The sequence below is a fragment of the Paenibacillus polymyxa M1 genome (genome assembly GCF_000237325.1).
Taxonomy (GTDB): Bacteria; Bacillota; Bacilli; order Paenibacillales; family Paenibacillaceae; genus Paenibacillus; species Paenibacillus polymyxa_C.
The window spans coordinates 2071707-2086402 of sequence record NC_017542.1; the positions used below are offsets into that span (position 1 = coordinate 2071707).

The following is a 14696-nucleotide window of genomic DNA, read 5'->3' on the forward strand; positions in this document are numbered from 1 at the left end:
CACATGTCCTATACAAAATAAAAAGAAAATGAATGATAACAAATTGTTGTGATTTCATGGTTGGAGGATTTATTATGTCAAAAAGTGTTTCTTCGTCCTTTATTATTATTATAGGATCGATGCTATTTGCCTTATTTTTTGGTGCAGGGAATCTAATCTTCCCACCTATGCTTGGTCAAATGGCTGGAGAGAATGTATGGATAGCCAATGCGGGTTTCTTGGTTACCGGAGTTGGTTTACCGTTACTAGCCATCACTGCCTTTGTTTTTTCAGGCAAAAGCAATTTACAAACTTTAGCGAGTCGGGTACATCCTGTATTCGGGATTGTCTTTACAACGATCCTTTATCTAGCCATTGGCCCTTTATATGCAATTCCAAGAACCGGTAGTGTGTCGTTTGAAATTGGAGTAAAACCTTTCTTTTCAAACCATACAGATCATCCTGTCGCACTTTTTGTATTTACAATTCTTTTTTTTGGAGTTGCATGCTTGTTATCACTTAACCCTACAAAAATTATTGATGTGATCGGAAAGTTTTTAACCCCCATTAAATTGACATTCATTGGAATCCTGGTGGTTGTAGCTCTTATTCACCCCATAGGAGCCTTCCAAGCACCTGCTGAAGGCTATACTTCGCACGTCTTTTTCAAAGGTTTTCAAGAAGGTTATTTAACATTGGATGCTCTTGTAGCCTTTATTTTTGGAATTATCATTGTGAATGCAATTAAGGAAAGAGGAGTTACTGCCAAAAAAGAGCTGATGATTATTTGTGCCAAATCGATAACCATCGCGGTTGTCCTCTTAGCATTTATCTATACGTCTCTTGCCTACATGGGAGCTTCTAGCGTTGAAAAACTGGGTGTTTTAGAAAATGGTGCTGAGGTGTTAGCCAAGGTTTCATCCTATTATTTTGGATCTTACGGCTCCATTTTATTAGGCTTAATGATTACAGTAGCGTGTTTAACGACAAGCGTAGGGCTTATTACGTCCTGTTCTTCCTTTTTTCATACATTGTTTCCGAAAGTTTCTTATAAAAGAATTGCTCTCATGTTATCCATATTTAGTACCATTGTAGCCAATATAGGTTTAACACAGCTCATTAAGGTTTCAACGCCAGTGTTAATTGCAATATATCCTATTGCGATTTCTCTAATATTTTTAACATTTTTACATTCCGTGTTTAAAGGAAAATCAGAAGTATATCAAGGCAGTTTAATATTAACCTTCATTGTTAGTCTATTTGACGGCTTGAATGCTGCTGGAATAAAAATCAAAGTAATTAATGACTTTTTCACTCAAATTCTTCCGCTATATGATGTAGGATTAGGCTGGTTAATTCCCTCTGTTTTAGGAGGAGTAGGAGGTTATATATTCTACTATATTAAACGAAGAAAAATTGTCCTTATACCTATGAAGCCAAAAAATAAATGATTTGCTTATTCGGTGAATTGGACATGTATAACAAAAAAGAAAGAACGAACGGAGAACTGGATCTTCCGCTCGTTCTTTCTTTTTTGTAACTTTACTGGCTGCGATTCAAATCAAAATCATGCTTTTCAGTCTGTTATAGCAGGGACAGCAAGCGCCTGATCTGCTTCGTGCTGCTTGCGGTATAGCGAAGGAGTCAGGCCGTTCCATTTTTTAAAGGTTGCAATAAAATAGCTTAGATTTTCAAATCCCACATCCAGCGCAATATCAACTACTTTGCGGTCACTTTGCTCTAGCAACCTGCAAGCCTTTTGAATCCGCTGATAGTTGATATATTCAACCGGACTTTTCTGCACCATCTGCTTGAAGAAACGACAGAAATGTCCCTCGCTCATCCCAACCTCATCTGAGATCTCTCGCAAACGAATGGGCTCATGCGCATGACTGTTGATGTACGCCAGTGCTTTTTTGATCCGTTCGATCTTGTTGCGTTGACTCGCCATAACCACGTCTTCTCCGTTAGCCGGAGTCATATGCGGGAACAGGCAGGCGATTATGCTATAGAGTTGTGCTTTGGTGGTCAGCTCACGGGCAGGCGCATTCTGTTCATGGCTGGTGATAATACGTTTCAACGCGGTCAATAGCTCCTGCTCCCAAGACTGTACACCGCGAATGTGAGGGGGAGGGACGAGCTTTTTATGGATAAACGGTTCAATAAACTGGGTCTGAACTGTATCTTGCGTGCGGCTGTGCAGCATGTCCGGGTGAAACACCACCGCAGAAAATACACAGCGAGGACTTTTTTGTAAATAACCGGCGTGAAGCTCGCCACTGTTTACAAAAAGGGCTTCACCTTCGCTAACCTCCGTATAGATCATATCCGTCTGAAATACAGCGCTCCCCTGTTCTACTACGATAAACTCCATTTCCTCATGCCAATGGGACTCCAATATACGATTTCCGTTCAATTGCTCTACGCTCGGATATACGCTGACTGGATACATGGGATTGCCGTGAATACGATTTTCTCGTAACATTTCCCTTTGCATTTCAATGATTCCTTTCGGCAAACTGATTTATATAGAAAACATCAAAATATTGATACTAAACGTCAAAATAGAAGAAGTAAACCCTTACATAAATCAATATTATTATAGTAAGGATTTCGAAAAAATCCAATAAGCGATTTGGGATCAAGGAATATAAAAGTCGAGACGGAGGAAGAGACAGATGAAATTTACTGATGGCTATTGGTTGGTTCGCAAGGGCTATGAAATACAAAATCCTGCTGACATCCGTGATATCGTGACGGACGATGCTTCCATGACGGTATATGCAGCAACCCACCGGATCGAGCACAAAGGGGATACGCTGAACGGGGCGTTACTGAAAGCGACCTACAGCTCTCCCATGCCGAATGTTATTCGGGTGCGTCTGAACCACCATAAGGGACGGGTGCATCATGGACCAGATTTTGAAATTCACACATTGCCGACAGAGGTGGCTATTACGGTGGGTGAGGATGTAGCGGTGCTGAAAAGCGGCGATCTGAGTGTGCGAGTCGGTCGTGGAAAGAGCTGGGACGTAGGCTTTTATGTCAAGGATCGTAAAGTCACAGGCAGTGGGCATCGGGGACCAGGCTATATTACGGACCCACAAGACCAGCCTTTTTTCCGAGAGCAGCTGGAGCTGGGCATGGGGGAGTACGTATACGGTCTTGGAGAGCGTTTCACTCCGTTTGTGAAAAATGGTCAGGTCGTTGATATTTGGAATGAAGATGGCGGGACCAGCAGTGAACAGGCGTACAAAAACATTCCATTTTATTTATCCAATAAAGGGTACGGTGTATTCGTCAATCATCCGGAAAAGGTATCCTATGAGATTGCGTCGGAAAATGTTTCGAAGGTACAGTTTAGCGTTTCTGGCGAATCGTTAGAGTATTTTATTATTGGTGGAGCTAATCCTAAGGAGGTACTTGATAATTATACCAAGCTGACAGGCAAGCCTGCATTGCCGCCGGCCTGGACCTTTGGTTTGTGGCTGACCACTTCGTTCACGACTGATTATGATGAAGCGACAGTAAACCATTTTGTGGACGGGATGGCTGAACGGGATCTGCCACTCTCGGTATTCCATTTTGACTGCTTCTGGATGAAGGAATACCAATGGTGCGATTTCCAGTGGGATCAAGATATGTTTCCAGATCCGGAAGGCATGCTGCAGAGATTGAAAGCTAAAGGTCTCAAAATTTGCGCATGGATCAATCCGTATATTGCAGAAAAGTCCATTTTGTTTGATGAAGGCATGGAGAATGGCTACTTGGTTAAAACAGCCGATGGCAGTGTGTGGCAGTGGGACATGTGGCAGGCGGGAATGGGGCTGGTTGACTTCACGAATCCGGCTGCAGTTGCCTGGTATCAGGATAAGCTGAAGGTGCTGATCGATCAAGGCGTGGATTGCTTCAAAACCGACTTTGGTGAGCGTATTCCAACAGATGTAGTTTATTATGATGGCTCTGATCCAATGAAAATGCATAATTACTATACGCATTTGTACAACAAAGCTGTGTTTGATGTGCTGGAGGAAAAGCTGGGCAAAAATGAAGCCGCATTATTTGCACGTTCTGCCACAGCCGGGGGACAACAGTTCCCAGTTCACTGGGGCGGAGACTGCTCGTCCACGTATGAGTCGATGGCAGAATCCTTGCGGGGCGGATTATCACTTGGCTTGAGTGGTTTTGGCTTCTGGAGCCATGATATTAGCGGCTTTGAACTAACGGCTGCGCCGGACTTATACAAACGGTGGGTACAGTTTGGACTGTTATCCTCCCATAGCCGTCTACACGGAAATGTGTCATACCGTGTTCCTTGGCTGTTTGACGAAGAGTCAGTCGACGTAGTGCGCAGCTTTACCAAACTCAAATGCTCGCTGATGCCACACCTGTATGCAGCTGCTGTGGAATCCTCGGTGAAGGGACTGCCGATGATGCGGGCTATGGTTTTGGAATTCCCGCAGGACCCTACCTGTGCTACGCTGGATCTACAATACATGCTGGGGGATTCCATTTTGGTAGCTCCGATCTTTAATAAAGAAGGCAATGTACAGTATTATGTACCAGAGGGTCAATGGACGAATTTGCTAACGAATGAAATCGTATCTGGCGGTCGTTGGGTCAACGAGCAACATGATTTTACAACCTTGCCTGTGCTCGTGAAGCCAAACACATTGCTGGCTATCGGTCATGAGGATCGTCGTCCGGATTATGATTATGCAGATCAAGTAGCGCTTCATTTGTTTGAACTAGGTGAGGGGCAACAGGCCCGCACGGTCATCGTGAATACATCAGGTGAAGAAGAGCTAACGGTTACTGCCAGCCGCAAGGATTCTGTCATTACGGTGAAGGCCGAAGGTGCCGTTAAACCGTGGTCTTTAGTACTGCGCGGTATCCATGAGGCTGTTCAAGTGAAGGAAGGCACTAGTCTGGCTGGAGAACAGGGGTTAATCATTACACCAGCCTCCAGCGGACAGCAAGAGCTCACTATTCACTTGGCCTAGGTTAGGAGTTCATCCGTGGATGGATAGATTATAATGTAGCGATTATATTGCAAAAAAAAGGGCTTGCCTGATACAAACAGGCAAGCCCTTTTTGATGTGGCATCCGATAAAGAATATCTTCAACTTTAGCATTGATATCATACCCTATGCATTTTGCTGAAGTAGGAGTGGTACAAGGTACTGCCGGAAAATATCCACAGGAGTCCGTTTCTTTTTAAATTTATCAGCCGTGAGGACAATTACCAAGTCATAAGAGGGGACCACAATAATGTATTGCCCACCAAAGCCGAGTGCGTAAAAAAAGTCTGTTTCCGTTCCTGTCTCTCTCTCATCTGAAAAGGAAGAAGCCCACCAGTGACAGCCGTAATATGCTTTTTGTGGTTTGGAGGCTGGAAGAAATGGACGGGTCGAATATCGGACGGTCTCTGTCTGGATGATCTGCCGTCCTTCCCAGCTTCCTTCGTTCAGATAAAGTCGCCCGAATTTGAGCATGTCCAGCGGTCTGAGATGCAGCCCAAAGCCCCCGGTGTGAGTGCCTTGCGGATCGGTTTCCCACTGATAGTTATCGATACCAAGTGGCTGGAATAATTGCTCCTCGGCAAATTCAGCAACGGCTTGTCCAGAGGCAGAACGCAGCAAGGTGGCCAAAAGTTGAGAACAGCCAGAGCTGTACTCCATTCGCGTACCTGGTATATCCGATAATGGCTGTGAAAGCACAAATTGCACCCAATCGGACGTTTTGCTCATGGTAGGAAAAGAATTTTGTCCCCCAAATTCCGTCCAATTAAAGCCAGCAGACATCGTCAGCAGGTGTTCAATCGTAATATCACGCTTTCGAGGGTCACTGTCTTTGGCTAACTGGGGAAAAAATTCGAGGATCGGTGTCTCTGGTTTGGGTACCAGTCGTTGATCCATAGCAATACTAACTAATGCAGAAATCACACTTTTGGTACAGGAATTTATTTTATAGAGTTCGTTGGCGAATTGAGGCTCACGGTAGTAATCCATGATCGTATGTCCCTGTTGCTCAATAAGACAGCTACGGGTTTCCAACTCGTTAAGCACGTGAATAAGTGGTTTGAGCTCCAGACTTTTCATGCAGATCCTCCTTGAGGCTTATAGCATACCATTACATAGTATATCATTTTTAACCATCCGAGTCCGACAAGTATAAACGAATAATGATTCTTATCTTTTTCCCTAATTTGAATTTTTTTGTTTTTTGATATTAATAAATATATATATGTTCACTAAAAAGACACAAATATATTTGAAAATCTATACACTTTTTCGGTTTCATTTAAAAAAACAGCTCAATAAAACGATATATAGTAAGTTGAACATTTTATTTTGAAACAACTGGGGGACCAATTCATGAACTTAACAATTAAGGCCAAAATGATTCTCAGCGCGATACTGATCCCAAGTGTGATTGCTGCCATGCTGCTGACCAATTACATTTTAAGTATACATAGTGAGAACGAGTACAAAGATATTATGAACCGTGAAGAGACGATTGCGTATAACTCCAAGTCTCTGCAATTTTTGTTAAACGGGATATCCAATGATGAGCGGGCATATTTGTTGACTCGTGACGAACAGTATGGGAACGAGATCGGAAACAAGCAAAGTGAAGTTGCAAAGTTGTTACAGGAGACAGAAGCTCTGCTCAATACAGGCAATGAGGATACAAAGAAGAAGATGACTGATCTCAAAACAGGGATTAATACCTATATGAATCAAGTTCATACTCTACTGACCACAGCGGGGTATAAGAGTACAAGAGATGATGCCTTCCCGCCATTTTCTGAATTGCTCGATGATTTTGAAAACGAACGGGTTTTGCGCAAGCAACTTGATACCAAGGTGGTAGCATTTGTCAAAGCGCAGGAAGATATGGTAACGGTGAAAATACAGCAGGCGCACCAAACGATGACGAATACAACCTTAATTACGAGCATTGTAGGACTTTTGGTTATTATTTACAGTATTGCTCAATCTATCGTTTTGATTCGTTCTATTCGTCCATTACACCATATGAATGAGCAGTTGTTGCAAATGTCTCAAGGTGGAGGAGATTTGCGAAGTAGACTGGATATTACGTCCAAAGACGAAATCGGTATGATTGCGAGCTCCTACAACAAGCTTATTGAAGGATTCCGCAATATCATTGTGGATGCTCAGGATACGGCTCGTACATTAACTGTAACCGCAGAGCGTGTTAACGTCAGTACTGAGGAAATGAATCAGGCCAATCGTCATACCTCCGGTGTAATGGAAGAGCTTGCGACTGGTATGGAGCATCAGGTCGATGATATTACACAAACTACAGATACCATAAAAGAGCTTGCCAACGAGCTTGAACGGATTGCTGCCACAAGCGAGCAGGTATATGAATTGTCTGATACAGCTGCTAAAGATGCAGAAGCAGGGGAACAATCGATTGGTAAGGCTATGCGTCAGATGGAGAAGGTAAGCGAAAGTGTAGACAGCTCTGCACGTGCTGTACGTTCACTTAGTGAACAGGCGGAGCAGATTGGCATGATCGGATCTGTTATTACCGGATTTGCCAAACAGACTGGAATGCTGGCGCTTAATGCGTCCATTGAAGCGGCAAGAGCGGGAGAACAGGGCAAAGGATTTGCTGTTGTGGCCTCTGAGGTAAGAAGATTGTCCGAGCAAGTATCGGTTTCAGCAGCAGAAATCACACAGTTTGTGCAAAATATTCAGGAGCATGTTGGGCATGTCGCTTCAACCATGCAGTCTGGAACAGTTGAAGTGCAATCTGGCGTAAAGGTCATGCAATCCGCTGAAACTGCATTTCGTCAGATTGGAAGTTCCATTCAACAAGTCAGCGAGCAGATTCACAGTGTAAACCGGTCTGTAGAACAAATGTCCGGTGGATCTGAGCGAATGGTGAAGGCCGCGGAACGCATCCGTGAAGTAGCGGAGCAGACGGCAGGAGGAACCCAAAGCGTCAGTGCGGCGGCTGAAGAGCAACTGGCTTCCATGGAGGAAATTGCATCGTCCATTCATACTGTGGCGGATATGTCGCAATTGCTAAACGCAAGGGTCGGTGGTTTTAAAGTATAGCCGTATAAATTCCCACCAATGTAAACACAATAATATCTGTTGAACGAATCTGGACAGCTGTGTGTTATTACTTTTGCAAAGGTGGTAACGGGATGCAACAAAATAAAGGGAATCTGGTTGCATTAGGTTCCATCCCGCTGATGATGACGCTGGGTAATTCCATGCTGATTCCGGTTTTACCGGAAATCGGACGTAAGCTACATGTAAGCTCCTTTCGGATTAGCATGTTGATTACAGTGTATGCGGTGGTGGCCATTTTACTGATACCGATTGCGGGCTATCTATCCGACCGATTTGGCCGTAAAGCAGTGATTGTTCCCTGTTTGATTCTGACTGTGATCGGAGGGGGAATTTCTGCGGTGGGAGCATGGTTGCTTCATGACCTGGCAGCATACTGGACCATTATTGCAGGTCGACTACTTCAGGGCGCAGGAGCGGCAGGTGCTTTTCCTATAGTTATTCCGCTTGTGGGCGATCTGTACGAGAACGAGGATGAAGCCAGCAAGAACCTGGGGGTAGTCGAGACCTACAACACATTCGGTAAAGTATTAAGTCCGATTCTCGGTGCTGCGTTGGGCGCTATGCTATGGTTTTTGCCATTGGCAGTGATTCCGGGTCTCTGTCTGATTTCGCTTATTTTGGTCATTTGGCTGATCCATGTGCCCAAGCGTAAAAATCAACCGATTATGTTTCGAGAATTTGTGGGGAATGTGAAGCAGGTGCTTGTCGAAAAGGGACGCTGGCTCTATGCTATTTTTGCTATGGGCGGTATTTGCATGTTTGTCATTTTTGGCGTCTTGTTCTACTTATCCGACATACTGGAAAGTCGCTACAACCTCCATGGCGTCTGGAAGGGCTTTGTGCTGGCTATACCGCTTATTTCCCTCTGTCTGTGCTCTTATTTAGGTGGCAAGGTTATTGGCAAGCACAAAAAACGTATGAAATGGATCGGTTTCGGAGGTTTGGCCATATTGACGATTAGCTTTGCCATTCTCGGATTTTTTCAACATATTTATGCGGTGATTAGCCTGTTTACGCTAGGTGGCGGCGGTATTGGGCTCGCACTCCCTTGTTTGGATGCACTGATTACCAAAGGAATTGAAAAAGAGGAGCGCGGAACCATCACTTCCTTGTACAGCAGCATGCGCTTTGTCGGAGTATCTTTAGGTCCGCCGGTTGTATCTTTGCTGATAGGCCGTAGTGGGCATGGTCTGCTTTTTGGCGTCATGGCCGCAGTGGGTGGAGTTGCGGCTCTGCTGATGTTATTTGCGGTCAAGCCAGAACAGGATGAACCAGCAGGGGACAAATCCAGTGATCGCAGCAATAAGAGTGAGGGAATGACATACATTTCTCGAGAAAAGCCTCCTTCTTCTAAGCTTAGACACAAAACCCCTGCGAAATATAAATAAATTGCAAATGAAAAAGTACCCGTTTTCCATGGAATTAAGCCATGGTAACGGGTGCTTTTGATATTTGAGCGAGTATAGATGGATACACTCATTCTAAAGAATAGTCTTATCCCTCTAGAGGGACATTTCTTTTAGGCTTGCGACTTGCGATGATCTGAATGACATAAATCAGCAAGAACAACACAACAAACAGCGACGAAAGACGATACATCCATGCATAATCACTGGCTTTGGCGATAACGCCAAGTATAAGCGCTCCAGCTGCGACCCCGAAATCGAGGGAATTGAGGAACATACCGTTTGCCATGCCTCTCTGTTTAGGTGACACGACCTGAATCATCCAGGTTTGCAACGTTGGCTGCATAACACCAAACCCGATACCATAGCAAAGAGCAGACAGATACATAAAGGCGTCACTGTGTGCGTAGGAAAGCAGGATCAGACCGCCAATGAGAAACAGGGAACCAGGGATGAGCAGTGCCTTTGCCCCTTTTTTATCATATATACGGCCCGAGAAGGGGCGTACGATCAGTACAGATACCGCATTAAACAGGAAAAAGTAAGCCGGGTGCGCAAGATTAGCTTCATCTCCATAAAGCGCCATAAAACCGAGCAACCCGCCATATGTGATAGACATCAACATGTTCAACAAGGCAGGGATCCACAATTTACGGTTAAATGCTGGTTTGCGCCCTTCTTCCAAAGGAACCATAGGTGGTTCGACGTGCCCCTTAGGCAGTGTGCGAATGAGCCAGTAAGCCAGAGGGAAAATGACAACAATGACAGCGGATGTCGAATAGGCAAGCAGGTTAAAACTGCCGTATTGCAGCATCGAAATACCGATAGTTGGCCCAATAGACATCGCTAAACTAGTGGACAGACTAAAAAATCCCATTCCTTCACCGAGGCGTTTGGGAGGGATGACGTCAGTGACCATTGTTGGAAAGGCGGTGCTGCTCATACCAAAGCCGATCCCAAACAGCATACGCATGAGCAGGAGCACCGCAATTGTCGGTGAAACACTGTATCCCAGCGTTCCTGCTAATGCAAACAGCAGTCCAACGAAGATCAGGGCGCTGCGATGTCCTTTTTCCAGCATACGGGCAGAAAAAAGCCTTGCGACAATTGCACTTAATGCGAACAAAGTCGTAACAAGACTGACCTGCACGGAGGTGGCGTGGAACGCATTTTTCACATAGGAAGGAATGGAAGATACAATCATCTGTAGTTCGAGAAACAAAAATAAATTGGAAACCGTAAGAACGATAAATTCCTTGGTCCAAAGAGGTTGCTTGCCTTGTTGCATATTAATCGTTCTCTCCTTGTTTTTCTGATTCAGTCATGTTGGTATGAATTTGTAAAAGAATGTGGCGGAATTGCTTTAGATCGGCAGAGGAAATTCCTTTTACAAAATCGTGGTTGGCATCCCGTTCGACGGGGAGGGTCTCCTCCACAAGCTGTCGACCAGCTTCAGTCAAATGAAGCAGATAGGCCCGGCGGTCCTGCGGGCTATTCACACGCCTTACCCAGCCCTTCTTGTCCAACAAATCAATAATACGGGTCGTAGTGGGCTGGTCCTTTACGGCCTTAGCTGCAATTTCTTTCTGATTTAAACCCTCGGCTTGATAGATTTGGTATAGAACCGACCATTGCTCTGGGGAAATATCATAAGGTTTAAGACGATGCAAGAGCTGTTGACTCATTTTGCGATGAGTAATCCCAAGCAACATCCCAATAGAACAATCGGGAGGCAAATTGTTCATAGGGCACTCCTTTCTATTTTTCCGTACAGGGATACTTTGAAATTAATTAGTTGTTATAACAATTATATGGACAACAAGTTGTTTTGTCAAAAGAAGTGCAAAAAACAGCCCGTAAAAACGGGCTGTTGGGGTATTAGTACAATATAGTTTGCCATGACTGGCGAATTAAGCTTTAGGTACAGTTTCCCAATCCTTAAGGAAGCGTTCGATACCGCTGTCTGTCAGCGGATGTTTCCACAGGGAAGGAAGCAAGGAACCTGGAATGGTGGCGATATGTGCACCAGACAGAGCAGCATCTTCTACATGCTTAATGTTACGGATGGAAGCCGCGATGATTTCGGATTTCAGACCATGAATGTCCAAAATTTGTCTCAGATCACGAATCAGCTTCATGCCGTCAACGGCGATATCATCCAGACGTCCTACGAACGGGCTGATAAAAGTAGCGCCAGCTTTGGCTGCCATCAAACCTTGAGCTGCGGAGAAAATCAGTGTTACATTCGTTTTGATTCCGTTTTTGGTCAGCTCGTTACAAGCATACAAGCCGTCTTCCGTCATAGGAAGCTTGATCACCACGTTAGGTGCCCACTTTGCGATGTCATAAGCTTCTGCGAGCATATCTTCAGCCTTGAGGCCAATGACCTCAGCACTTACGGGACCTTCAACGATACTGCAAATCTCCTGAATGACTTCCTTGAACACTCGACCTTCCTTAGCGATCAGGGAAGGGTTCGTTGTTACACCATCAACCAGACCCAAACGTTCAATACGTTTGATTTCTTCAATGTTACCAGTATCCAAGAAAAATTTCATTTGATTTTCCTCCTCAGGTTTATATAGTACATAATACATATCATATGGCGCACATTAGCACATTTAAATGTAGCATATTGCACACGTTAAACTTATAATTAGTATGTATTACATTCTTAATTGTGACACATTTTAAATTTGAAAACAAGCGGTCTATGATTAAAATTTGATGAATTGTCGAAACATGCTGAAATTTACTGATCTGTGCTCATTTATAATGTATACTACCCCATTCCATAAGGAGGTAATCATTATTCAACTGTCAGAAAGACAGCGGGAAATTGTAGATATTGTCCAGCGCCTGGCGCCTGTTACAGGGGATAAAATCGCTGAAGAGCTGGGACTATCGCGGCCGACTTTGCGTTCTGACCTTGCTTTGCTGGTTATGCTCGGGCTAGTAGATGCCAAACCAAAGGTGGGCTACTTGCCAGGGCGTTATCCAAAATATGATAGCCATATCGGCAGTATGCTCAAAAAGCTGACTGTGGCAGATATACTCAGTGATCCGATTTTGATATCAGGTGATGCTACCGCCTATGATGCGGTATTGATGCTGTTTCAGCAAAATACAGGCACGCTGATGGTTACAGGGGAGGAGCAGGAGCTCATTGGTATTGTTACCCGCAAAGATTTGCTGAAGGTCATGCTGGGACATACTGATCTTCACACTGTCCCGGTGACCATGGCTATGACTCGCCGGGCCCAAATGACGACGCTTGCTCCAGGAGATTCTTTATTGGAAGCAATATCGAGATTGATTCGGCATCAGATTAATTGTCTTCCTGTTTTGGACGAGCCATGTACCTCCTCGGCTCCAATTCAGGGGTTGGTAGGGCGGGTTACGAAAACGGATATTATGAACGCCATTCTGAATTTGACGGAAGAAAAGACGTAAAACATGAATAAGGGGGCCTTATATGTACTGGTTGGCCATGCTGACGATGCTGATTGACCATGTCGGACTTGTGTTTTTTCCGACAGATCCGGCTTGGAGAATTGCCGGCAGGCTTGCTTTTCCAATCTACGCGTACGCTCTCTATATGGGATATACCCGTACCCGAAATATGCGGAGCTACATGCTTCGCCTGCTCGGACTAGCCTTGATCTCCCAGGTGCCCTATATGCTGGCCTTTGATGTACACAGACCCAATGTGATCTGGACGCTACTGACGTCGTTGCTCGCGCTGGCTGCTGCATCTCGCATGAAGCATTGGGTGGCTGTAACGGGTCTGTACGTCCTCACAGCGCTATTTATGGAGCTCAGCCAGATGGATTACGGAGCTTATGGTCTGCTGCTTGTTCTCATTTATCGATACACCCGTTCATATATGATGATTGCTGCCCATTTTGTTTTGAATGTTGTGTATGATATGGTACACCATGCGAATATTCAGCACTTTAGTCTGCTGTCCAGCATTCTGATTGTATGTTTTGCCACTGGGGAGAGCGGATTTTATCGTCGGGTACCGCGTTGGTTGTGGCGCAGCTTTTATCCGGCACATCTAGCTGTGATTGCGCTAATTCGCATCTGGCCCTAAACTTGAAACCATACAATAAAAGAACCTTTACAATCCTGACATAAAATGATTGTAAAGGTTCTTTTTATTCTTAAATAAACTATGGTGTTCAGGATGCCTCATTCGGACCTTGGGCAAAAGGAAGTGGGCGAAGGGGAGCCCCTTCTTTCATATATTGTACCAATACTTCGGGAATATTGTGTATTCCACCTGCATTGACGCGATAGCCATTCGTTTGTCCTGGCGAGTTAATTCCTCGTTTCACCGTGAACGTAACGTCAATTCCCAAGGAGCGGCAAATTTCCAATGTCTCCTTGGTATACCCACCATAAGGGAAGGCCAGTACATTCTGATCATTGTGTAGATGTTTGAAGAGCTTCTTATCAGCCATGTCCAAATCGGTATAAATCCGCTGTTTGAACTCCTCCTCGGTTTCCATTCGCCCCAGCTTTTTCGAATACACCGGACCCATCAGAAGCGGTTTTTGTTTGGTGCGCGTGGTGTTGGAGTATCCGTACGAATGCTCGTCATTGGTATGACTGTAAAAATCAATGCCCTCTGCATGCATCTGATGAATTTGATTCCATGTCAGCTTAGGTATACCAATATGTTTAGGATTGCTGATTGTGGATGTAATGAGAAAATTGGTAGCCGGAACATGATACTTCTTCAACACGGGAAAAGTGTCCGTATAAAAAGATTCATAGCCATCGTCAAATGTCATAAGAACCGCATTATCGGGAACTTTGCCTTTATGTAAAATAAAATCTGTATACTCTTTCATGGTGATCCAATGAAAGCCATTTGCTTTCATTTCGTCCAACTGTTTCGTTAAATTACTAAGCTTGAGAGCACCGGGATCAGGTGGAGTCTTGGTCACTTCATGATACATCAGGACAATGACTTTGTTTTGGTAATATACCCTATCTGGTGTAGGCGTCAGTGAAAATAAATGGCGTACCAGTCGATCTGCATTAGCAGTGCGTGTACGATGAGTTCCTTTGACTACAGGTGTGTGATAAATGCTACGTGCTTCATACACCAAAATCCCTAGAATAGCTACCAAGCTTATGATTAGCAATGTTCTTTTTAAAAAAGTGTGTTTCATTGAATGACATC

Annotated in this window: 12 protein-coding genes; 6 read left to right on the plus strand and 6 right to left on the minus strand. The window is 44.5% G+C overall.

What is annotated here, in order from left to right:
- Positions 1-74 precede the first annotated feature (74 nt).
- Positions 75-1430, plus strand: a complete 1356-nt coding sequence (gene brnQ, locus PPM_RS09410; RefSeq protein ID WP_013370583.1) for a branched-chain amino acid transport system II carrier protein — start codon at positions 75-77, stop codon at positions 1428-1430.
- Positions 1431-1555: 125 nt separating this feature from the next.
- Here brnQ and PPM_RS09415 read toward each other — a convergent pair whose 3' ends face one another.
- A complete protein-coding gene (locus PPM_RS09415) occupies positions 1556-2476 on the minus strand; it encodes an AraC family transcriptional regulator (protein ID WP_013370584.1) in 921 nt (306 codons plus the stop codon).
- A 181-nt stretch (positions 2477-2657) separates the two neighbouring features.
- On the opposite strand from PPM_RS09415, the gene yicI reads away from it, so the two are divergent.
- On the plus strand, positions 2658-4982 hold the full coding sequence (gene yicI, locus PPM_RS09420; RefSeq protein WP_013370586.1) for an alpha-xylosidase: 2325 nt from the start codon (positions 2658-2660) through the stop codon (positions 4980-4982).
- A 144-nt stretch (positions 4983-5126) separates the two neighbouring features.
- On the opposite strand, the gene PPM_RS09425 is transcribed toward yicI, so the two are convergent.
- Positions 5127-6080: a serine hydrolase domain-containing protein gene (locus tag PPM_RS09425; RefSeq protein WP_013370587.1), complete on the minus strand. Its 954-nt coding sequence runs from the start codon at positions 6078-6080 to the stop codon at positions 5127-5129.
- A gap of 276 nt (positions 6081-6356) precedes the next feature.
- Between PPM_RS09425 and PPM_RS09430 the strand changes: the two genes are divergently transcribed.
- Both PPM_RS09430 and PPM_RS09435 read left to right on the plus strand, forming a co-directional pair.
- The gene (locus tag PPM_RS09430; RefSeq protein ID WP_013370588.1) at positions 6357-8075 is read left to right on the plus strand and encodes a methyl-accepting chemotaxis protein; all 1719 of its coding nucleotides are present in this window, start codon (positions 6357-6359) and stop codon (positions 8073-8075) included.
- Between the two features lie 92 nt (positions 8076-8167).
- Positions 8168-9484, plus strand: a complete 1317-nt coding sequence (locus PPM_RS09435) for an MFS transporter (protein WP_013370589.1) — start codon at positions 8168-8170, stop codon at positions 9482-9484.
- A 106-nt stretch (positions 9485-9590) separates the two neighbouring features.
- On the opposite strand, the gene PPM_RS09440 is transcribed toward PPM_RS09435, so the two are convergent.
- From PPM_RS09440 to fsa, 3 genes are all read right to left on the minus strand, one after another.
- Entirely contained in the window at positions 9591-10790 is a 1200-nt protein-coding gene (locus PPM_RS09440; protein ID WP_013370590.1) for an MFS transporter, read from the minus strand.
- 1 nt (position 10791) lies between these two features.
- Positions 10792-11247, minus strand: a complete 456-nt coding sequence (locus PPM_RS09445; RefSeq protein ID WP_013370591.1) for a MarR family winged helix-turn-helix transcriptional regulator — start codon at positions 11245-11247, stop codon at positions 10792-10794.
- A 165-nt stretch (positions 11248-11412) separates the two neighbouring features.
- Positions 11413-12060, minus strand: coding sequence for a fructose-6-phosphate aldolase (gene fsa, locus PPM_RS09450; protein WP_013370592.1), 648 nt, complete (start codon positions 12058-12060; stop codon positions 11413-11415).
- Positions 12061-12244: 184 nt separating this feature from the next.
- On the opposite strand from fsa, the gene PPM_RS09455 reads away from it, so the two are divergent.
- Positions 12245-12955: a CBS domain-containing protein gene (locus PPM_RS09455; RefSeq protein ID WP_025677935.1), complete on the plus strand. Its 711-nt coding sequence runs from the start codon at positions 12245-12247 to the stop codon at positions 12953-12955.
- A 22-nt stretch (positions 12956-12977) separates the two neighbouring features.
- Positions 12978-13598, plus strand: a complete 621-nt coding sequence (locus PPM_RS09460; protein WP_013370594.1) for a TraX family protein — start codon at positions 12978-12980, stop codon at positions 13596-13598.
- Positions 13599-13686: 88 nt separating this feature from the next.
- Here the strand turns inward: PPM_RS09460 and PPM_RS09465 are convergent, their stop codons facing one another.
- Positions 13687-14685 carry a polysaccharide deacetylase family protein gene (locus PPM_RS09465; RefSeq protein ID WP_013370595.1) on the minus strand — a complete coding sequence of 333 codons (999 nt, stop codon included), beginning with the start codon at positions 14683-14685 and terminating at the stop codon, positions 13687-13689.
- Positions 14686-14696 lie beyond the last annotated feature (11 nt).

Bases quoted from the DNA above. Each gene is read 5' to 3' on its own strand.
- brnQ (WP_013370583.1), top strand. From the start codon at position 75: ATGTCAAAAAGTGTTTCTTCGTCCTTTATTATTATTATAGGATCGATG.
- PPM_RS09415 (WP_013370584.1), bottom strand. From the start codon at position 2,476: ATGCAAAGGGAAATGTTACGAGAAAATCGTATTCACGGCAATCCCATG.
- yicI (WP_013370586.1), top strand. From the start codon at position 2,658: ATGAAATTTACTGATGGCTATTGGTTGGTTCGCAAGGGCTATGAAATA.
- PPM_RS09425 (WP_013370587.1), bottom strand. From the start codon at position 6,080: ATGAAAAGTCTGGAGCTCAAACCACTTATTCACGTGCTTAACGAGTTG.
- PPM_RS09430 (WP_013370588.1), top strand. From the start codon at position 6,357: ATGAACTTAACAATTAAGGCCAAAATGATTCTCAGCGCGATACTGATC.
- PPM_RS09435 (WP_013370589.1), top strand. From the start codon at position 8,168: ATGCAACAAAATAAAGGGAATCTGGTTGCATTAGGTTCCATCCCGCTG.
- PPM_RS09440 (WP_013370590.1), bottom strand. From the start codon at position 10,790: ATGCAACAAGGCAAGCAACCTCTTTGGACCAAGGAATTTATCGTTCTT.
- PPM_RS09445 (WP_013370591.1), bottom strand. From the start codon at position 11,247: ATGAACAATTTGCCTCCCGATTGTTCTATTGGGATGTTGCTTGGGATT.
- fsa (WP_013370592.1), bottom strand. From the start codon at position 12,060: ATGAAATTTTTCTTGGATACTGGTAACATTGAAGAAATCAAACGTATT.
- PPM_RS09455 (WP_025677935.1), top strand. From the start codon at position 12,245: ATGCTGAAATTTACTGATCTGTGCTCATTTATAATGTATACTACCCCA.
- PPM_RS09460 (WP_013370594.1), top strand. From the start codon at position 12,978: ATGTACTGGTTGGCCATGCTGACGATGCTGATTGACCATGTCGGACTT.
- PPM_RS09465 (WP_013370595.1), bottom strand. From the start codon at position 14,685: ATGAAACACACTTTTTTAAAAAGAACATTGCTAATCATAAGCTTGGTA.